The sequence below is a fragment of the Microbispora sp. NPDC004025 genome, assembly GCF_053604425.1.
The window spans coordinates 559,937-579,824 of record NZ_JBSGHN010000001.1 but is presented as its reverse complement, the minus strand read 5'-3'; the positions used below and the strand labels follow the sequence as shown (position 1 = coordinate 579,824).

Genomic DNA, 19,888 nt, shown 5'->3' with positions numbered 1-19,888 from the left:
GCGGGGACCCTACTTCAGGCCGCGGGCGGACGGTCAAGGGGCCGTGCGCGTGAAACCGCCCGTACGGGCAAGATGGACCGTCTATGAACGTCATCCTGCTGAGGCACGGCGAGACCGAATGGAGCAGGGCCGGGCGGCACACGGGCCGCACCGACCTGCCGCTGACCCCGCACGGTGAGGAGGAGGCGCGCGCCCTGTCCCGTCTGGTGACCGACCGGACCTTCGCGCTGGTCCTCGTCAGCCCCGCACAGCGGGCCCGTCGTACGGCCGAACTGGCCGGCGCCGGGCCGTACGAGGTGGACCCGGACCTGTGGGAGTGGGACTACGGCGGCTACGAGGGCGTCTCCACCGCCGACATCCGCGGGTCGCGTCCCGGCTGGTACGTCTGGCGGGACGGGGTCGTCCCCGGAGACGAGGCGCATCCGGGTGAGACCGTCGAGCACGTGGGACAGCGGGCGGACAAGGTCCTCGCCCGGATCCGCTCGGCGGACGGCGACGTGCTGGTGGTGGCGCACGCGCACATGCTGCGCGTGCTGGCGGCCCGCTGGCTCGGGCTGCCCGCCGACCACGGCAGGTACTTCCGCCTCGACACAGGGACGTATTCGGTCCTCGGGCACGAGCACGGCGACGAGCCCGTCCTGTTGCGCTGGAACGCGCCCGCCTGAACGGTCAGGCTCTGGCGATCACGCTCTGACGTCACACCTGGGCGACCGGCTGGGGTTGCGGGCCTCGGCCGGTCAGCCACTCCAGGACCTTGCGGTGGCCGCGCCGGGCGTCCTCGAAATGCCCCCACCGCCAGTACCTGGGCTGCTCCCGCACTCCGGTGACCCACGTCCGGTACGCCACCGGCCTGGGCCGCCCGTCCGCCGGGTCCACCGGCGAGGCGACGCCGTAGGTGCGGATCACCACACGGCCTCCGGGTGCGAACAGCACGTCGTCGGCCACCGGGTAAAGAGTCATCTGGTCCAGCACGGGGTCCCCCTTGTGAGCTTTCCTGGGACTCACTGTGCCGCATCCGTGTTACGCCCCCCGCGTCGCGTTGTTACGCCCGTGAGAAGCGGATGAACACGGTTGCACCGGAAGGCCGGTCAGACCGTCGGCTCACGCTGTCCAGTCACGCTGTCCGGTCACGCTCTCCGGTCACACGAGGAGGCCGTCGAACTCGCCGTCCTTGACCCCGAGCACCAGGGCCCGTATCTCGTCACGGGTGTAGATGAGCGCCGGCCCATCGGGATAGCGGGAGTTCCGGACGGCCACGCTGCCGTCGGGAAGCTCGGCCAGCTCCACGCAGTTGCCGGTCGAGTTGCTGTGGGCACTCTTCCGCCAGGTCACCCCGGCGATGTCGGTTGCGGGCATCCCGTTATATGTCTGCATTCATGTCTCTCTGAGAAGTTCGCCGAGGATCTCGGCAGTGCCGCCGGGCGTGGTGCTCTCCACGCACAGCTGCTCCATGGCCGTGAGGTAGGGATCGATGTCCTCACGTTTGTCCAGGTAGAGCGCACCCCAGAGCTGCTCGACGTAGACCACGTCCGAAAGGTCGGACTCCGGGAAGCGGAGGATGGTGAACGCGCCTCCCTCGGCCGCGTGCATCCCGTAGCGAAGGGGCATCACCTGAAGGGTGATGTTGGGCAGCGTGGACACCTCCAGCAGATGCTGGAGCTGTTCGCGCATCGTCGCACTCCCTCCGATGGGCCGCTTGAGCGCGGCCTCGTCGATGACGGCCCACAACCGGGGACCGTCCTTGCGCGTGAGCCGTTCCTGCCGCTGCATCCGCAGATGGACGCGCTGTTCGAGCTCGTCCTCCGGAGCGTCCGGATGACCGAGCCGGATCACCGACCGGGCGTACTCCGCCGTCTGCAGCAGGCCGGGCACGAACTGCACCTCGTAGGTGCGGATCACGCTGGCGGCCTCCTCCAGGCCGATGTAGGTGACGAACCAGTTCGGCAGCACCTCGCCGAACTTGTGCCACCACCCGGGCGTGTTCGCCTCGCGGACCATCTCCAGCAGGCCACGCCGCTCGTCGTCGTCGTGGACGCCGTACAGCGTGAGGAGGTCTTCGACGTCACGTGTCTTGAACCCGACCCGGCCGAGCTCCATCCGGCTGATCTTCGACTCCGAGGCACGGATGTGGAATCCGGCGACCTCACGGGTCAGCCCCCGCTGCTCGCGCAGCCGGCGAAGGCTCGCACCGAGCATGATGCGTCGAACGGTGGAACCGGATCCGGGCGGATCTATGGACACGTGCTATTCCTCCGCTTTGTGGACTGGTTCACAGTCTGTCAAAGATCGCCCCCTTCGTCCCAGTGGTGTTCGGGGGTAACCGTAGCGCTTGCACAACGCGCTTGCACGTGCATTCGCTCTTGCACATGCACAGGAGTGTCCCTCATCATGATCCCGTGCAGTCCACGAACCTGACTCGTGGCCAGAACCAGTGGTCGGCGCTCGACTGGTGGCCGCCTATCGGCTGGTGGCCGGAGCCCGCACGCGATCTCCTCGACCCCGGGTCGGCCACCGCCAGCGCCACCTTCGTCCTGCCGCCCCGCCCGGAGTCGGTCCACTCGGCGCGCAGTTTCGCCGCCGGGACGCTCGCGGGCTGGCAGTTGGCGGACCTGCTCGACGGGATGGAACTGGTCGTATCCGAACTGGTCACCAACGCTCTGCGGCACGGCATGATGCTCGCCGACAGCCGCGTGCGGGAGGCCATGCGGTTGTCGCTGATCCGGCGGGGCGGCCACGTGACCTGTGCGATCACCGATCCCGGATCGGCGGCGCCGGTGCTGCGGGACCCCAGCCCTTTCGAGCCGGGCGGCCTCGGGCTGCACATCGTGGAGTCGCTGAGCGTGCGCTGGGGATGGTGCCCGCTCGTGCCGCAGGGCAAGGCGGTGTGGGCCGTACTGGCGGCCTGACCACCGGCCGGCGGCCGGACGGCGGGGCCACGCGCTTCGCCGGGGCCCTCCGCCGCCCAAGTAAGGGGATGACCGCTCTCCCGTCAGGGGTGCCGGAAAACCTAACCCGACCGCCAGATCTGCCTGTCCCCGATCGCGGTCCGTCGGCCGAAGAGCGCTCCCGTGCAGCCCGGAATGCATGGGAGCGCCCTCCGGCCGGCGGCCCGGATTCCCCGGAACACACCCCGAATCCGGGCGGGACAGGCGATGATGTGCTCAGATCGGGCCGTGACGGCCCGGCGGCGCGCTCGTTCCCCATCAGATGGCGGAGAAATATCGTGATCTCGGGATTCGTGACCTTGCACTCTCCGGCCGCCCACGGACCCCGCCGAGACCCCGATCTGCACTACGGTGGCTTCCTTGGACTCCCGAGAGACCTACGATGGACGATCACCTAATCGGCTGGCTCACCGGTCTTGACGAAGACAGGCTGGCCCGCGTGCTGGCCAACCGGCCGGACGCGATCGCCGCGCCGTGGCCCCGGCGCCTGGACGCCCTCGCGCAGCGGCTGACCGACACCTTCGCCGTCATGGAGGTCATGCGCGGCCTCCCCCTCCCCCCGCTCGAGCTCCTTCAGGCGTGCCTGGTCATCGGCGGCCGTCCGTCGGAGGACGAACTGGCCCGCTTCCTCGGAGTGAGCACCTCCGCGGTGATCCCCTGGCTCGACCACCTCTACGAGCACGCCGTCGCCTGGCCCGGCCGCGACGGCAGGATCACGGTGGCCGAGGCCGTCGCCCGCTGGTGGACGGCGCCCTGCGGCCTGGGCGAGCCGCTCGGCGCGTACCTCGACTCCTGGAAGCTCAGCACCGACGCGCTGCGCCGGATGTGCCACGTGCTCGACCTGCCCTCCCAAGGCGGCAGGCGGCAGGTGATCGCCCGGATCACCGCGCTGCTCAGCGACTGCGAGCGCCTGGGAACGCTTCTCGACGACGCCCCGGACGGCACGCTCGGCATGCTCGACGACTTCGCGTGGGACGGCCCGGTCCGCAGCGTGAACGGCAACCGGTTCATCACGCCGGGGACGCCGGAGAAGTGGGCTCTCGACCGCGGCCTGCTCTTCCGCACCCAGTGGGACCTGGCCGAGATGCCCCGTGAGGTCGCGCTGGCGCTGCGCGGCCCCGACTACCGCGGGCCGTTCACGCCCCACCCGCCGGACCTGGCCACGACGGCGGGCGACCCCGGCGCCGCCGAGCACGCGATGTGCCTGGCCGCGCCGCACGTGCTCGACCGCGCCACGGCGCTGCTGGAGAACGTCGACAAGACGCCGCTGCCGCTGCTCAAGAACGGCGGGGTCGGGGTGCGGGAGATCAAGCGGCTGGCCAGGGAGACCGGCTGCACAGAGGACGAGACCCGGCTGCTGCTGGAGATCTGCGCGGTGGCCCGGCTGATCGCGATCGACGAGGAGGCGGGCGGGCTGACCCCCGCCCGCCGGTACGACGCCTGGCGGCTGGAGGAGGCGCCCATGCGGCTGCGCGTCCTGCTGGCCGCCTGGTGGCGCATGGAGCGCTCGTCGCTGCGCCGGGTGGATGGCCGCCACCCCGCCGCGCTCGGCGACGACCCGGCCGGCGAGACGATCGCCAGGATCCGGTGGGCGCTGTTCGCGGCGCTCGCCGAGATCCCGGAGGACAGAGGCTTCGCGACGCTGCGCGAGCTGCTGCAGCGGGTGCACTGGCTCGCCCCACTGCTCGACCGGGAGCTGCTGGACGGCTGCGCGGCGGCCGTGCTGGAGGAGGCGCGCCTGCTCGGGCTCGTGGCCTGCGACGCGCTCACCGGCCTCGGCCGGGCGCTCGCGCCGCTGGCCGGCGTGGCCGGGGACGAGAGCCGCGAGTGCGTGCCCGAGGTCGAGCACGACCCCGCGCTGGCGAAGGCCGCCACGCACGCCATGGCGAGCGCGCGGCGCACGGCCCTGTTCGGCGCCGACCTCACCGCCGTGGTGACCGGCCCGCCGTCGGTCGAGCTCGCCGCGCTGCTCGACCGCGCCGCCGACCGCGAGTCGCAGGGCGCGGCCTCGGTGTGGCGGTTCAGCCCCGCGAGCGTACGGCGGGCCCTGGACGGCGGGGACACGGCCGACACGCTCATCGCCGACCTGTCGGAGACCGGCACGCTCCCCCAGCCGCTGACCTACCTGATCAGAGACGTGGCCCGGCGGCACGGCGAGGTCACCGTGTCGTCGGTGGGCTGCATCGTGCAGGGCTCGGACCCCGCGCTGCTCGCCGAGATCGCCGCGCACCGGAAACTGGCCAAGCTGGGCCTGCGGCTGCTGGCGCCGACCGTGCTCGCCGGCGCGGCGCCCGCCGAGACGACGCTGGCCGCCCTCAGGGAGGCGGGCTACGCCCCGGTGCCGGTGGACGACACCGGAGAGATAACCATCCGGCGCGAGCCGCAGGGCGGGCGGCTGATCCTCCTGCCCGGCGGGCGGGTCGCCGAGCTCGAACCCCCCGGCCCCCTGCTGGAGCCCCCGCCGGACCCGCACGAGCACGCCCGGCGGCTGCTGGTCAGCGGCGGGCCGGTGGCCGCCGCGGCGCAGCCCCGCCAGACGTGGGCCGTCATCGGGCGCATGGCGACCAGGCTTCCCGCGGCGCAGCAGTCGCTGCTGGGCTTCGTCGTGGACCGCGACGTCCGCGCGATGATCACGCTGGCCGACGGGGTCACCGCCACGGTGAGCCACGGCGAGCTGCGCAGCGGCGTGCTCGACGCGTGGTGCGAGGAGGCCGGCGACTACCTGGAGTTCCCGCTCAACGAGATCGCCTCGGTCACCGCCGACTGCTGACCACCTCTAACGGACGCCGCAACGACGCAGGACGAGCAGGGCCAGGGCGCGGGTGACGTCGCGGACCTCCCGCAGGTCGACCTGCTCCCGCGGGGCGTGCGCGAAGCGGACGTCGCCCGGCCCGTAGTGCAGGGTCGGCACGCCCGCCGCCGCGTACAGGCGCAGGTCGCTCCCGTACGGCGCCGCGGTGCGGCCCGGCGGCGTCCCGGTCACGTCGGCCGCCGCCCGCGCCGCCTCCTCCGCCAGCGGATGCCCCTCGGGCAGGCGGCCGCTGGCGAACTGCCCGCCGGGCCAGGTGACGCGTACGGGGTTGTCCCGCAGCCAGGGGTCGTCCAGTTCGGCGAGCGCGTTTTCCAGCGCGGCGCGGGCGTCGGCCGGGTCCTCGTCGAGCCGGACGCCGAGCCGTCCCTCGGCCACGAGCAGGTCGGGCACCGTGCTCGCCCAGTCGCCCGCGCGCACGGTGCCGATCTCGATCGGGTACGGCAGCGGGTTGTCCTCGAAGAGAGGGCCGGGGGCGGCGTTGCGCTCGCGTTCGAGCCGCCGGACGGCCTGAAGCACGGGCACGAACGCCTCGACGGCGTTGACCCCCTCGTAGCGGGTGGCGCCGTGCGCGGCGCGGCCGGCGACCTCCAGGCGGAAGGTCAGCGCGCCGGCGTTGGCGATGATCAGCTTCCCGCTCGTCGGCTCGGTGATCACGGCCGCCTCCCCCGTGTGGCCCCTGGCCAGGGTGGCGAACGCGCCGAGCCCGCCGTCCTCCTCGCTGACCACGCAGTGGACGGCCAGGGGACGCGCCAGCCGTACGCCGGCCGCGCGCAGCGCCCGCGCGACGGCGAGGTTGGCGGCGAGACCGGCCTTCATGTCGCAGGCGCCCCGGCCGTGCAGGGTGGTCGCGGTGAGGCGGGCGCCGAAGGGGTCCTGCCCCTCCCACTTGCCCGGGTCGCCGATCGGCACGACGTCGGCGTGCCCCTGCAGGATCAGCGCGGGCGCGCCCTCGCCCTCGGTGACGCCGACGACGCCGTATCCCTCGGCGCGCTCCGCCTCCATGCCGGGAAACCCCTCGCGGGAGCGCAGGTCGTCGAGGTCGAGCTTCCACATGTCGACGTCGAGGTCCCATTCGGCGAGCATGCGGGCGCACCGGTCCTGCAGGTCCGACTCGGCGTCGGTGCCGGTGACGCTCGGCACCCGGACCAGGTCGGCCAGCAGGTTCACGGTGTCCGCCTCGTCGATGGCGTCAAGGACTCTCGCTTCGGCATCCATGCCGCAGACTGTACGACAGTTCCCCGGACCGGCGTGGAGCCCCGGATGCACGTGCAGAAGCGTCGTACAGTGGATCTTTCACGAAGGAGTCCGAGGATGGCGAGACTGGCAGCCGGCTGGGTGGGTCGCCCGGGAATCTGGCGCGGTCTGCTCGCGTGGCTCGCGGTCGCGCCCTTCGCGCTGTGGGCCCTGCTGCGGCTGATGCCCGGCGACGTCCACTTCCGGTGGGTGCAACTGGTCGCCTTCACGCCGTACGTCGCCCTCGTCTCGATCGCCGCACCGCTGGTCGCGCTGCTCGTGCGGCGCCGGGCGGCGCTGGTCGCGGGCTTGGCGGTCACCGCGACGCTGGCGGCCTGCGTGCTGCCCCGCGCGCTGTCCGACCCGTTCGCGCACGACCCGGCCGCCGCGGGCGTGCGTGCGGCCGGCGCCACCGGCCCCGTCCTGCGGGTCCTGTCGGCCAACCTGCTCTACGGCTCCGTCCCGCCCCCCGCGCTGGTGGATCTGGTGCGGCGGGTGCGCCCCGACGTCCTGACGCTGCAGGAGCTGACCCCGCAGGCCTCGGCGGGACTGCGCGCGGCGGGCCTGACCACGCTCCTGCCGTACGCGGACGACCGGGCTCAGGAGGGTTCGGGCGGCTCCGGGCTCTTCACGCGGTTTCCCCTCCGGCCGGAGGACCTGTCGGCCTTCGACGGCCGCCGGCAGGCGGCGGGCATCGTCGAGGTGCCCGGCGCCGGACCCGTCGCCGTCGTGTCCGTGCACCCGTGCGCGCCGCGCTACGCGTTCCGGTTCAGGTGCTGGTCGAGGTCGCTCGCCGCGCTGCCCGACCCCGGCGGGCCCGTACGGATCCTGTCCGGGGACTTCAACGCGACGCTCGACCACGCCAGGGTCCGGCGCCTGCTCGACGCGGGCTACCGGGACGCGGCCGACGCGACCGGCAACGGCCTGGCCGGCACCTGGCCGTACCGGAGGTCGTCGGATTTCGGGGGCCTGCCGGTGCCGCCCGTCACGATCGACCACGTCCTGGTGGACCCGCGCGTCGCCGTGCGGACGTTCGGCGTCCACCGGCTGCCGGTGACCGACCACCGGGCGATCTTCGCCGAGCTGGTCCTGCCCGCGACGGGCACCTGATCAGGATCGCGGCGCCCGTTCCTGCGCGGGGAAGGCGAACCGGGGCTCCGCTCCGGACCACCACACGCCGATCGCGAACGCCGCGGTCGCCTCGAGGTGGACCGCGCGGGACAGCCCCCCGCAGGGCATCGGCGCGCACCCCATCGACGCGATCAGCGCGGCGGTCCGGTCGAGGCTTTCCCGGTCGTCGCCGCAGAACGGCACGGCCAGCGGAGCTCCGCCGAAGACCGGCCGCGGCAGTGTCCAGATGCTCTCGTGGCACAGGTTGAAGGCCTTGATCACATGGGCGCCGGGCGCGGCGTCCGCCATCAGCCGGGCGACCGAGGTGGTGCCGCCCGTCGTCAGCTCCGGCCCGCCGGGGCCGGGCGCGAGGGGGTTGGTGCAGTCGACGACGGTCCGTCCGGCGAGTACGGCCGCGAGCCCGTCCACCAGCTGCGGCGCAACACCGGCGGGAACCGCCGCGAGGACGAGGTCGCCGTGCGCGGCCGCGTCCGCGAGCGTTCCGTCCTTGGCGGCGCCGGCGCGGCCCGCCGCTGCGGCGGCCGCGGTCCGGTCGCGTCCGCCGACGAGGACGTCGTGCCCCGCGCGTGCCCACGCGCCGCCCAGCGCCGTGGCCATCGCGCCGGTGCCGAGGATGCCGATACGCATGACAGGTCTCCGTTTCCGAGGTGAACCAGGTGCCGGTCCGCGACGCTAGGCGAATCGATACACACCACACGGTGTCCTTCGGAAGCGGCAGGATGAGGCCATGGACACGCTCCCCGACGAGATGGCGTACACCTCCGACTGCCGGGCGCGTCTGGCGTTCGAGGTGCTCGCGAACCGCTGGGACAGCGTCGTGGTCTACACGCTCGGCGAGGCCGGTCCGCTACGGCCCCGGCATCTGCTGGCCAGGATCGGCGGTATCGGACCCAAGGTCCTCAACGAGGCGCTGCGGCGCCTGGAGTACAACGGCCTGGTCGAACGCCGCGCCTACGCCGAGGCGCCGCCGCGCGTCGACTACGCGCTGACGGAGGCGGGCACCGCGCTGCTCGCCCCCATGCGTGCGATGGGCATGTGGGCCGCGTCCTACGGGGACGCCGTGCTCGACGCCCAGGACCGGTTCGCGGCGCGGGAACGCGGGCGGCGGAGCGGCGCTACGCCAGCGAGACGCGGGTGAAGCGCGTCTCGAAGCCCTTGCCCACAGGTGCGGCGCACATGACCCCCGCGAGGGCCGGCGTTCCGGGCGGGAAGTAGGCCAGGCGCAGCATGTGCTCCGGCTCCGCGCCGTTCACGCCGTACCGGACGGTCACGGCGTCGCCGGCCCGTTGGAAGTCGAACGTCGCGGAGACGAGGCCCGGGGGCGCGGGGGTGACGGACCAGTCGGAGAAGCCGCGGGTGACGACGACGCTGAGCTGGTGGCCGCCGTCGACGAACTCGACCCCCGCCTTGATCCAGTTCTCCTCGTCGATCCGGAGCACGGCCCCGGCCTGGTCGTACTGCTCGGCGTAGCCCGCCTCGAACGTCACGGTCAGCCGGGCGTCCCCGGCGACCTGGCGGCCGAACATGTGCGCGGTGTCGTACGAGTAGCCGTAGTGCGTCGTCTGCCACAGGTCGGTCTGGGCGCCGGCGACGGCCCGCAGTCCCTCTCCGATCCGGGACCACTCTGCGGGCTCGTTGATCCACGAGAAGCCCTCGAACGCCATGCCGCCCCCTTGCCGTCGCTTTGACCGATCTTGCCATGAGAGCGGTTTGCGAAGCCCTTCGTCAAGGACGATCTACCTTGAATTTAGATCGAATTGTCCGCTTTACTCCCTCTTTCCCTATACTCGTGCATCGCATCACCTTTTGCCCCCATAAATCCCATACCTCGCACAAGCGTCGCCTCCCCTTCCCCAGGGGACGCGTGTCCCGCCTCCGGAGCTTCCCCACCCCTTTTCGAGGGCCGCTCCGCCGTGCCCGGGCGCGTCGGAGCCCGCCGAGCCGGGACTCCTCGGGCGACGCCAGGCCCTCTTCCCCCGGGGGCCGCCCCCCTCGCGAGCGGAACGAAAGGAAGCCCATGCAGAAGCGAGCCCGTCAGGCGATCACCATCGCGATGACCGCGACCACGCTCGTCGCAGGCGCGGCGACCGCCGCGCAGGCCTCGGTGATCCCGCAGGCTCCCTCCTCCGCGCCGCTCTCCCCGGTGGCCGCCGACCGCCCGGCCCCGACCGAGGCCGCCTCCCTGGACCTGCCCTCCCTGGTCGAGGCGTTCAACGCGACCCTCCGCACGGCGTACAAGGACATGAAGAAGGCCGCCTCCCTGCCCTCCGGCGTCTCCACCGCCACATCCTTCTGGGACGCCCAGACCGCGTCCGGCAAGCCGATGCGGTACAGGACGGTCGCCAGCCCCTACTGGCCCCTGGGCACCAAGGTGCGGATCACCTACAAGGGGAAGAGCGCGATCGGCGTCGTCGAGGACTTCGGCCCGGCCGAATGGGCCGTGGCCCAGCACGACATCCCCGCGATCGTCGACCTGTCCGAGAAGATGATGGCCGACCTGACGGGCGTCGCCTCCAACACCGTCCACGTACGGTTCCAGGTGCTGGAGTGGGGCAAGGGCGGCGTCTACCGCCGCTCCGGAACCGGCTACGACCTGGCCATGGGCCGCCGGTGAGCCCCCGCCGCCGGTGAACCTCCGATGACGGTGCCCGGTGCCGCTCCGCGTACACTGCGAGCGTGGCTGACCCGAAGTTCGAGATCCAGATGCTTCACGACCGCGTGATGGTCAAGGTCGAGCGGGAGCTCGAGGAACGGCGCAGCAGCGCGGGCATCGTCATCCCGGCCACGGTCAAGATGGCCAACCGGCTCGTCTGGGGCGAGGTGTCCGGCGCCGGCGCCAACGTCAGGTCGGTGAAGACCGGCGACAAGGTCCTGTTCAACCCCGAGGACCAGTACGAGGTGGAGGTCCAGGGCCAGCTCTACCTGGTGCTGCGCGAGCGCGACCTCCACGCGGTGGCGACGCAGCAGACCGACCACGGCACCGGCCTCTACCTCTGATCTCGCCTCTGCCCCTGACCATCCGACCTCGCGGCGAAGGTGGACCATGACCCTCCAGGACGACCTCGTCGAGCTGCGCCGCGCGCTGCACCGGGAGCCCGAGATCGGCCTCGACCTGCCCCGCACGCAGGAGAAGGTGCTCGCGGCTCTTGACGGCCTGCCCCTGGAGATCGCCACCGGCGAGCGCCTGTCGTCCGTGACGGCCGTTCTGCGCGGCGGGCGGCCCGGTCCCGCCGTGCTGCTGCGCGCCGACATGGACGCGCTGCCGGTGCAGGAGAAGACCGGCCTGCCCTACCGGTCGCGCTTCGACGGCCGCATGCACGCCTGCGGCCACGACCTGCACACGGCGATGCTGGTGGGAGCCGCCCGGCTGCTCAGCGAGCGGCGCGCCGACCTCGCCGGCGACGTGGTGCTGATGTTCCAGCCCGGCGAGGAGGGCCAGGAGGGCGCCCGCCTGATGATCGAGGAAGGCGTGCTCGACGCGGCGGGGGCCAGGCCGATCGCCGCATACGGAATGCACGTCTTCTCCACGACGATCCCGCGCGGGCTGTTCCTGACCAAGGGCGGGCCCGTGCTGGCCGCGGCCGACACGCTGATCGTGACCGTGCGCGGCAGGGGCGGTCACGGGTCCTCCCCGCACCGCGCCCTCGACCCGATCCCCGCGGCCTGCGAGATCGTGACGGCCCTGCAGACCCACGTCACCCGCGGATACGACGTGTTCGACCCGGTCGTGGTGACCGTGGGCAGCTTCCACGCCGGCACCACCGACAACGTGATCCCGGACGAGGCCACGTTCGAGGCCACCGTCCGCACGTTCTCGGCCGGCTCGCGCGACCGTGTCAGGGAGGGCCTGGTCCGGCTCGCCCGGGGCATCGGCGAGGCGCACGGCCTGTCCGTCGACTGCTCCTTCGGCATCGGCTATCCGGTGACCGTCAACGACGACGCCGAGGCGGAGTTCGCCGCCCGGACCGTGCGCGAGGCCCTCGGCGAGGACCGCTACTTCCCGCTGCCCACCCCGGCGACCGGCTCGGAGGACTTCTCGTACGTGCTGGAGCAGGTGCCGGGGGCGTTCCTCGTGGTCGGCGCCTGCCCGCCCGGCCGGGATCTCGCCACGGCCCCGGCCAACCACTCGGCCGAGGCGGAGTTCGACGACGCCATCCTGTCCGACGGCGCGGCGCTGCTGAGCGAACTGGCCGTCCGCAGGCTGGCCGGCGTCTGACGGTCAGCCCAGCAGGTCGCGAGCCTCCTGGATCAGGTCGACGCCGAGGGTCAGCCGGACCGACACCCAGACGATGGCCGCGGCGCAGAGCAGGGTCAGCGCGCTCGCGACGATGCGGACGAACCAGTTCTGCCGCTTGAGCCAGTCCGTCGCCCCCCTGACCCTCTCCTTGGCGAACTCCAGGAGCCGCGACGCCCAGGCGAACTCGGTGGCCAGCACGGCGAGCCCGGCGAAGACCACCAGCCAGCCCGGCCCCGGGAAGGGCACCATGATCAGGCCGGTGACGACGAGAGCGGCGCCGATCACCCCGATGACGATCCGCAGCGTCAGCCGGCCCGCCGGAGTCGCGCGGATCCGGTCGAGCGGGCCCGGCGGATCGGAGGCCCCCCGTTCATCGCCCATACGACTGTCCTCAGCCGTCGCCACACGGCTCACCCCCATTCGCTGCCCACAATAGCCAGCCGACGACCGCGGCGACGATCGGAGCGTTCACGCGTCACCGAGGCAGGCGGCGGTCTGCTCGGCGATCTCCAGCTCCTCGTCGGTGGGCACCACCAGCACCGTCACCTCGGCGCCCTCCGGGGAGATCACCCGGGCCTGCGCCGACTCGGCGTCGTTGCGCCCCGGGTCGATTTCGATGCCGAGCCGGGTGAGCCCGCTCGCCGCCAGCGCGCGGACACGGGAACTGTTCTGCCCCACGCCGCCGGTGAAGACGAGGGCGTCCACGTGGCCGAGCGCCGCGTAGTAGGCGCCGATGTAGGTGCGCACGCGGTAGCCGTACACGTCGAGGGCGAGCCGGGCGTCCTCGTCCCCCGCGTCGGCAAGCCGCCAGACCTCGCGCATGTCGTTGGCCCCGCACATGCCGAGCAGGCCGCTCTCCTTGTTCAGCGCCGCGTCGACACCGGCGAGGTCCATGCCCGCGACCCGGCCGAGGTAGGCGCCCAGAGCCGGGTCGACGTCCCCGGAACGGGTGCCCATCACCAGCCCGGCGAGCGGTGTGATGCCCATCGAGGTGTCCACGCTGCGCCCGGCCCGCACCGCCGTCGCGCTCGCGCCGTTGCCGAGGTGCAGCACGATCGAGTTCACCTCGTCGTACGGCCGGCCCAGCAGAGCCGCCGCCCGGCGCGAGACGTACGCCGTGGAGGTGCCGTGGAAGCCGTAGCGGCGCACACCGAGCATGCGGGTCCACTCGCGGGGGACGGCGTAGGTGTGCGCGTGCGGCGGGATCGTGCCGTGGAAGGCGGTGTCGAAGACGGCGACGTGCGGCAGGGCGGGGAAGGCCCGCCGGGCCACCCGGATGCCCTCCAGGTTGGCCGGGTTGTGCAGCGGCGCCAGGGGCGCCATCTCCTCGATGGCCCGCTCGACCGCGTCGTCGATCAGCACGGGCGTGACGAAGCGGCTGCCGCCGTGGACGACCCGGTGACCCACGGCGGTCACGGCGTCGAGCGGCGGCCCGTGCTCGGCGAAGGCCGCCAGCACCGCCTTCAGCCCCTCCTCGTGGTCGGCCACCCGGCGCTCACTGCGTACGCCGTCGTGGGTGAGCACGCTCTCGTCCTCGCCGATGCGCTCGATCAGCCCGCCGGCCACCGCCCGGCGCGTCCCCATGTCGATGAGGCGGTACTTGATGGACGACGACCCCGTGTTCAGGACGAGGACCTGGCCGCTCACTGTGTCCCCCTGCCGCGCCCGCGCGCTCGCTGTGTCCCCTTGCCGCGCCCGCGCGCTCACTGTGTCCCCTTGCCGCGCCCGCGCGCTCACTGTGTCCCCTTGCCGCGCCCGCGCGCTCACTGTGTCGTCTCCCCGTGCGCCTGCGCCTGGATGGCCGTGATCGCGACGGTGTTGACGATGTCGCCCACGGTCGCGCCCCGGGACAGGTCGTTGACCGGCTTGCGCAGGCCCTGCAGGACCGGCCCGATCGCGACCGCACCCGCGCTGCGCTGTACGGCCTTGTAGAGGTTGTTGCCCGTGTTGAGGTCGGGCACCACGAACACCGTCGCCCGCCCGGCCACCGGACTGCCGGGCATCTTGGTCCGCGCCACGCTCGGCTCGGCCGCCGCGTCGTACTGGATGGGGCCCTCGACCGGCAGGTCCGGCCGCAGCTCGCGGACCCGCGCCGTGGCCTCGCGCACCTTGTCCACCTCCGGCCCCGCGCCGGACTCGCCGGTCGAGTACGACAGCATGGCCACGCGCGGCTCCACCCCGAACCTGGCGGCCGTGGCGGCCGACGAGATCGCGATGTCGGCGAGCTGGGCGGCCGTCGGGTCGGGCACGACGGCGCAGTCGCCGTAGACGAGGACGCGGTCGGCCAGGCACATGAAGAAGACGCTGGACACGACGCCGACCCCCGGCGAGGTCTTGATTACCTCGAACGACGGCCTGATCGTGTGGGCGGTGGTGTGGGCCGCGCCGGAGACCATGCCGTCCGCCAGCCCGAGATGGACCATCATCGTGCCGAAGTAGGAGACGTCGGTGACGATGTCGCGGGCCTGCCCGGCGGTCACGCCCTTGTGCGCGCGCAACCGGGCGTACTCCTCGGCGAACAGCTCGCGCAGCTCCGGGTCGAACGGGCTGACCACGCGGGCGTCGTCGACGGCCAGGCCCATCGTGGCCGCCGCCAGCCGGATCTCCCGCTCGTCGCCCAGCAGGGTCAGCTCGGCGACGCCCCGGCGCAGCAGGCTGTCGGCCGCGCGCAGGATGCGCGGCTCGGCGCCCTCCGGCAGCACGATGTGCCTGCGGTCGGCGCGGGCGCGGTCCAGCAGGTCGTACTCGAACATGAGCGGCGTGATCGCGGCGGCCTTGGTGACCCGCAGGCTGCGCAGCAGCGCCCCGGCGTCGACGTGCTCGGCGAAGACCCCGAGCGCGGTGTCGATCTTTCCCTTGGCGTCCGGGCTGAACCGGCCCTCGGCCCTCGACAGCTTGGTCGCGGTCTCGAAGGTGCCGCCGCCGGTCGTGACGATCGGCAGCCGGATGTCCATGCCCGTGAGCAGGCGGACGACCGCGTCGGGCAGCTCCAGCCCGCCGTTGAGGATGATCGCCGACAGGGCCGGGAACGTGGGGGCCTTGTGCGCGGCCAGCAGCCCCGGCACCAGCGCGGCGGCCCGGTCGGCGGGGACGACGACCGCCAGGCCCTCGGTGAGGCGCTCCAGGATGTTCGGCAGCGACATCGCGCCGATCATCAGCCCGCCCGTCTCCCGGCCGAGCTGGTCGGCGTCGCCCATGAACAGCTCGCCGTCGCAGGCGGCCATAAGGTCGCTGACCGTCGGCGCGGACAGCCGCCGCACCTCCGGCAGGACGTACGCCGGGACGCGGGCGGCGACCTCGTCCACCAGGTCGGGGGCGACCCGGGTCACGACCGTGGCCAGCTCGGTGGCGTGCCGCTCGGCCAGCTCCTTGCGCGACATCTCGACCGCCGCGGCGATCTCGTCGGGGGTGCGGTCGAGCCCGGTCACCACGTTCATCACCGGCGTGCCGAGGTTGGCGGCGAGCTCGGCGTTGAACACGAACTCGGTGGGCGCGCCCACGTCGGTGTAGTCGGTGCCGATCACCACGACCGCGTCGCACCGCCCGGCCAGCGCCCGGTAGCGGGCCAGGATCTCCCCGGCCGCACGCTCCTCGTCGGCGTGCACCTCCTCGTAGGTGACGCCCGTGCACATCGCGTAGGGCAGGCCGATGCCGAAACGGTCGCGCGCGGTGTTGACGAGGCTGTCCTCACGGCCGGCCCGGACGACCGGGCGGAACACGCCCACCGTGCCCACCTGGCGGGTCAGCAGCTCGATCATGCCCAGGGCGATCGTGCCCTTGTTGCTCCTCGCGTCGCCGGCCGCGACGTAAACTCCGATCGCCATCGCGCAGTCACCCCTGTCCAGGCGCGGCCCGACGGCCCGCCCCAGAAAGGCTACGCGAAGGGCCCCACGGGCATACCAGTCGACCGTCACATCCGTATGACCCCGTCCCACCAGGCCTGTGCTCTCACAGGACCGGCGGGAGGTCCGCCGCGCTCCGGCGGCGAGAAGTCAACCTCGGCGGTCCGAGTCCGGCGAGTCGAGTTCGTCCGCACGCCGGAGGTCCTTCGGACGGCCCAGGGCGCGACGCATCCGGATGAGGTCGTCCCGGGTGACGTAGTGAACCTCCAGGCCGCCCGGGCCGGCCGCGGTGATCGCCCGGTCGAGGATCTCCCGGACGCGGAGGTCGCCCCAGGGGAGCGCCGGGGTGCAGCAGTCGCCGCCGGCTCCGGGTGAGGTGAACCGCACTCTGGGGCGGAGCAGGGCATCCGGACGAGTCGCCATGGGAGTGCCCTTCTCGTCGGCGAGCCTGGCGCCGACGGAGACGAAGGCGGCCGCCAGGGCCGGGGCGTGGGCAGGCGCGCCGTCCCAGAGCAGATCCAGATCGCCGGTCAGTTCGGTGGACCCGTGCATGATGCCGGCGACCTGCCCGATCACCACGGCTCGGACGCCGTTGCGGTGAAGGGCTTCGAGCAGAGGAAACGGATCGAACCCGAGGGCGCCGTCCGTGCCGATCGTGCCGACGTCGTCGTCGGCGTCCTCGTGGCCCAGGCCGGTGCCCGCCCGGTTCGCGGCGAGTTCACGCGTGCGCCGGGCGGCGGCGCGCAGTCGTTCCAGCGGTTCGTCGGTCATCCGGTTCATGCAACACCGGGTCGCGCTCGGGGCGCACGCGATTTTCCTGTCGGACGGGCGTACGGATGAGCCGCCCGGGCGGCTCATCCGTACGGCCGTCGCCGTGCTACATCAGGAGGCGGTGCAGGTCACCGCCGACGGGACGGCGTTGGTCCCGTTCCAGCTCGCCTGGAACCCGAACGTGGTGGACGCCCCGGCCCCGACCGAGCCGTTGTAGCTCACGTTCGTGACCGTGACGTTCGCCCCGGACTGGCTGACCGTGCCGTTCCAGAGCTGGCTGATCGTCTGCCCGTTGGCGAAGGCCCACTTGACGCTCCAGCCGCTGATCGAGGCGCTGCCGGTGTTCTTCACCGTGACCTCGCCCTGGAAGCCGCCCGGCCACTGGTTGGCCACCTTGTAGGTCGCCGAGCACGCCTTGCCGGCGCCACCCGACGGGCTGGCCGACGGCGAGGCGGACGGGCTGGCCGAGGGCGAGGCGGACGGCGACGCCGACGGAGAAGCCGAGGGGGACGCGGACGGGGAGGCGGACGGGGACGCCGAAGGCGACGCCGACGGGGACGCCGACGGGGACGCCGACGGCGAGGGGGACGGCGAGGTCCCGCCGTTGCGGTCGCCGTAGATGATGCCCCGGCCGTTGGTGCCGAGGTAGACCCGGCCGTAGATCCGCGGGTCGCCGGTCAGGGCCTCGCCCGCGTTGCCGTACTGGTGCTGGTCGTCGTTGATGCGCACCCAGCTCGCGCCGGTGTCGTCGGACCGGAACAGGCCCTGCACGTCGTCCACCGTGCCCATGAGGTAGAGGGCCTGGTACGTCTTGCCGGGGGCCGCCTTGCCGAATCCGATGTTCACCGAGGTGCTGACGTTCGACAGCTTGGTGAACGAGGCGCCCGAGTTGGTGGAGTGCCACAGGCCGCCCTCACCTGCGAGCCAGACGTCGCCCTCCTTGCCGGGCAGCGCCTTGAAGTGCACACCGGTCGTCGGCAGCCCGGTCGCGGCGGTGGCGCTGAAGCTCGCGCCGCCGTTGGTGCTCACGTAGAACTTGCCGCCGGAGAAGGCGTAGAACTTCTGCGCGTTCACGCGGTCGGACTCGACGATCGCGCCGGCCGGAACGCCGCTGGAGGCGGTCCAGCTGTTGCCGTAGCCGACCGAGTAGACGACCTGAATGCCGGGGTCGCCCGGCGCCCACACGAAGCGGCTGCCGTCGGCCGCCGCGGCGACCGTGCCGCCGCTGTTGATCCCGCCCGGCTCGGTGCCCTGGAACCAGTTGGCCCCGCCGTCGGTCGAGAACGCGACGTGGCTGTCGTTCGGCCGGTCGGCGTCGGTGAAGTTGCCGGCCCGCACCATCACGCTCGGGTTGGCCTCGGCGTAGTCGAGCGAGGTCGTGGAGGTGAAGACGGGCTGGGTGAACATCATGGACGGCACGGCGTCGAGGTTGGTGTGCCGGAAGCCGCCGATGTCACCGAGCGCGCTGACCAGCGGGGCGCCGCTCGGCGGGCTGATCAGGTCGAGGACGGCGGTCTCCTCCAGGCCCTTCACCATCGGCTTGATCGTGAACTGGCCGCCCGAGTCCCACTTGGTGAGGTCGGTGGTGCCGTAGATCGTCGCGCCGGTGCCGTACATCATCCGGTCGGAGTTGAACGGGTCGATCTCCACCGACTCGTTCATCCAGCCCAGCTTGGGCGTGACCTCCGGCGGCTGGGGGTTGGTCCCGAAGGTCAGCCACGGCGCGGCGGAGATGTCCATCTTGTAGCGGAAGCTACGGTTCGGGTAGGACGTCCAGTCCCAGATGCGGGTCCAGGTCGCGCCGCTGTCGGTGCTCCTGAAGAAGATCGCGTCGGGCCACCAGGAGACCTGGGTGGCGACCATGATGGTCTTCGGGTTCTGCCGGTCGATCGTCAGGCCGCTGTAGCCGAAGTAGTCGTCGCCGCTGCTGGACGGGATCGGGCTGATCTGGGTCCAGGTGCCGGTGGCGGTGGCGTAGCGCCACACGTCGCCCTTGCCGCCGTCGTACGGGCCGCCGGTGTCGCTGGTGGCGATGTAGAGGTAGCCGTTGGCCGTGTCGAGCACGCCCTTGTGGGCGATGTAGCCGGTGGGCTGCCCGGCGACCCGCTCCCACGAGGTGCCGCCGTTGGTGGTGCGGTAGACGGTGTTGCTCTTGTCGGCCACGCCCACGTAGATGGTCTGGGTGGCGTTGCCCGACGTGCCGGTCCGCTTGTCGAAGGTCACCCAGACGACGCCCTGGTTGTCACCGTTGTAGGCGTCCCCGGGGCTGGCGACGTAGTTGCCGACGTTCGGGAAGTTGGTCACCTTCGACCAGGTGGCGCCGGAGTCGGTGCTCCGCCACAGGCCGTTGCCGCTGGGCGCGCCGAAGTACAGGACGCTGTTCTTGTTCGGGTCCACGGCGAGGCGCTCGCCCATGCCGCGGCCCGGCATGTTGCCGCCCAGCTTGAACGGCAGCGGGGTCACCTGCCAGGTGTCGCCCTTGTTCGACGAGCGCAGGATCGCGCCATTGTTGGGGTCCCAGCTGTTGGTGTACATGCCGACCGCGGCGTACACCTTGTTGGCGTCCACCGGGTCGGCGGCGATGCTGGCGACGCCGTTGTAGCCCCAGTTGGACCAGCCGGCCCAGTCGAGCAGCGGCGTCCAGGTCTGGGAGGACTGGTTCCAGCGGTACGCGCCGCCGATGTCGGTACGGGCGTAGATCAGGTCTTTCTGGACCTGGCTGAACACGATGCCGGGGACGAAGCCGCCCCCGGCGATCTGCACGTTCTTGAACGTGTACGGGTCGGCTGCGACCGCCGACACCGGGGACATTCTGATCACGGCCGTGACCAGGGCCACGGCGGCGACCACGAGCATGGATGCGAATCTTCGCATGGACGGTTTCCCTCCGAGCACGGACAACCGGCCATGCACGACC

At 72.4% G+C, this 19,888-nt stretch carries 18 protein-coding genes and 1 pseudogene; 8 read left to right on the top strand and 11 right to left on the bottom strand.

Going from position 1 to position 19,888, the window contains the following annotated elements; all coding sequences use genetic code 11:
* Positions 1–83 precede the first annotated feature (83 nt).
* Positions 84–665 (top strand): histidine phosphatase family protein, encoded by a 582-nt coding sequence (locus ACWEQG_RS02905; protein WP_452281196.1) that lies wholly within the window; start codon positions 84–86, stop codon positions 663–665.
* A 31-nt stretch (positions 666–696) separates the two neighbouring features.
* On the opposite strand, the gene ACWEQG_RS02900 is transcribed toward ACWEQG_RS02905, so the two are convergent.
* The 3 genes from ACWEQG_RS02900 to ACWEQG_RS02890 form a co-directional block, all read right to left on the bottom strand.
* Entirely contained in the window at positions 697–972 is a 276-nt protein-coding gene (locus ACWEQG_RS02900; RefSeq protein ID WP_363469803.1) for a hypothetical protein, read from the bottom strand.
* A 168-nt stretch (positions 973–1,140) separates the two neighbouring features.
* The gene (locus ACWEQG_RS02895) at positions 1,141–1,374 is read right to left on the bottom strand and encodes a DUF397 domain-containing protein (RefSeq protein ID WP_346225832.1); all 234 of its coding nucleotides are present in this window, start codon (positions 1,372–1,374) and stop codon (positions 1,141–1,143) included.
* Positions 1,375–2,196, bottom strand: a complete 822-nt coding sequence (locus tag ACWEQG_RS02890; protein ID WP_346225833.1) for a helix-turn-helix domain-containing protein — start codon at positions 2,194–2,196, stop codon at positions 1,375–1,377. It abuts the gene before it with no gap.
* Between the two features lie 200 nt (positions 2,197–2,396).
* Between ACWEQG_RS02890 and ACWEQG_RS02885 the strand changes: the two genes are divergently transcribed.
* Entirely contained in the window at positions 2,397–2,906 is a 510-nt protein-coding gene (locus ACWEQG_RS02885; RefSeq protein ID WP_363469800.1) for an ATP-binding protein, read from the top strand.
* Between the two features lie 421 nt (positions 2,907–3,327).
* Positions 3,328–5,715: a helicase-associated domain-containing protein gene (locus tag ACWEQG_RS02880; RefSeq protein WP_452281194.1), complete on the top strand. Its 2,388-nt coding sequence runs from the start codon at positions 3,328–3,330 to the stop codon at positions 5,713–5,715.
* Positions 5,716–5,721: 6 nt separating this feature from the next.
* Here the strand turns inward: ACWEQG_RS02880 and ACWEQG_RS02875 are convergent, their stop codons facing one another.
* On the bottom strand, positions 5,722–6,972 hold the full coding sequence (locus ACWEQG_RS02875; RefSeq protein WP_452281193.1) for an ArgE/DapE family deacylase: 1,251 nt from the start codon (positions 6,970–6,972) through the stop codon (positions 5,722–5,724).
* A gap of 96 nt (positions 6,973–7,068) precedes the next feature.
* Here ACWEQG_RS02875 and ACWEQG_RS02870 point away from each other — a divergent pair, with 96 nt between their 5' ends.
* Positions 7,069–8,100, top strand: a complete 1,032-nt coding sequence (locus ACWEQG_RS02870; protein WP_452281191.1) for an endonuclease/exonuclease/phosphatase family protein — start codon at positions 7,069–7,071, stop codon at positions 8,098–8,100.
* On the opposite strand, the pseudogene ACWEQG_RS02865 reads toward ACWEQG_RS02870, so the two are convergent.
* Positions 8,101–8,751, bottom strand: a pseudogene (locus ACWEQG_RS02865) (NADPH-dependent F420 reductase); the annotation flags it as partial.
* A gap of 97 nt (positions 8,752–8,848) precedes the next feature.
* On the opposite strand from ACWEQG_RS02865, the gene ACWEQG_RS02860 reads away from it, so the two are divergent.
* A complete protein-coding gene (locus tag ACWEQG_RS02860) occupies positions 8,849–9,259 on the top strand; it encodes a winged helix-turn-helix transcriptional regulator (RefSeq protein WP_452281189.1) in 411 nt (136 codons plus the stop codon).
* On the opposite strand, the gene ACWEQG_RS02855 is transcribed toward ACWEQG_RS02860, so the two are convergent.
* Complete coding sequence (locus tag ACWEQG_RS02855; protein ID WP_452281187.1) at positions 9,237–9,785, bottom strand: DUF1349 domain-containing protein; 549 nt, start codon at positions 9,783–9,785, stop codon at positions 9,237–9,239. The genes ACWEQG_RS02860 and ACWEQG_RS02855 overlap by 23 nt on opposite strands.
* Positions 9,786–10,138: 353 nt before the next feature.
* Here ACWEQG_RS02855 and ACWEQG_RS02850 point away from each other — a divergent pair, with 353 nt between their 5' ends.
* The 3 genes from ACWEQG_RS02850 to ACWEQG_RS02840 all read left to right on the top strand — a co-directional run bounded on the left by ACWEQG_RS02850 (position 10,139) and on the right by ACWEQG_RS02840 (position 12,337).
* A complete protein-coding gene (locus ACWEQG_RS02850) occupies positions 10,139–10,735 on the top strand; it encodes a hypothetical protein (RefSeq protein WP_452281185.1) in 597 nt (198 codons plus the stop codon).
* Between the two features lie 62 nt (positions 10,736–10,797).
* Entirely contained in the window at positions 10,798–11,118 is a 321-nt protein-coding gene (locus tag ACWEQG_RS02845; protein ID WP_142556424.1) for a GroES family chaperonin, read from the top strand.
* Positions 11,119–11,164: 46 nt separating this feature from the next.
* Entirely contained in the window at positions 11,165–12,337 is a 1,173-nt protein-coding gene (locus tag ACWEQG_RS02840; protein ID WP_452281183.1) for a M20 metallopeptidase family protein, read from the top strand.
* A gap of 3 nt (positions 12,338–12,340) precedes the next feature.
* Here the strand turns inward: ACWEQG_RS02840 and ACWEQG_RS02835 are convergent, their stop codons facing one another.
* The 5 genes from ACWEQG_RS02835 to ACWEQG_RS02815 form a co-directional block, all read right to left on the bottom strand.
* A complete protein-coding gene (locus tag ACWEQG_RS02835) occupies positions 12,341–12,739 on the bottom strand; it encodes a TIGR02611 family protein (RefSeq protein ID WP_452281181.1) in 399 nt (132 codons plus the stop codon).
* Positions 12,740–12,826: 87 nt separating this feature from the next.
* Positions 12,827–14,005 (bottom strand): acetate/propionate family kinase, encoded by a 1,179-nt coding sequence (locus ACWEQG_RS02830; protein ID WP_452281179.1) that lies wholly within the window; start codon positions 14,003–14,005, stop codon positions 12,827–12,829.
* Positions 14,006–14,121: 116 nt separating this feature from the next.
* Positions 14,122–16,182, bottom strand: coding sequence for a phosphate acetyltransferase (gene pta / locus ACWEQG_RS02825; protein ID WP_452281177.1), 2,061 nt, complete (start codon positions 16,180–16,182; stop codon positions 14,122–14,124).
* Positions 16,183–16,350: 168 nt separating this feature from the next.
* Positions 16,351–16,971 carry a hypothetical protein gene (locus ACWEQG_RS02820; protein WP_452281175.1) on the bottom strand — a complete coding sequence of 207 codons (621 nt, stop codon included), beginning with the start codon at positions 16,969–16,971 and terminating at the stop codon, positions 16,351–16,353.
* 111 nt (positions 16,972–17,082) lie between these two features.
* Positions 17,083–19,845, bottom strand: coding sequence for a cellulose binding domain-containing protein (locus tag ACWEQG_RS02815; RefSeq protein ID WP_452281173.1), 2,763 nt, complete (start codon positions 19,843–19,845; stop codon positions 17,083–17,085).
* Between the last annotated feature and the right edge of the window lie 43 nt (positions 19,846–19,888).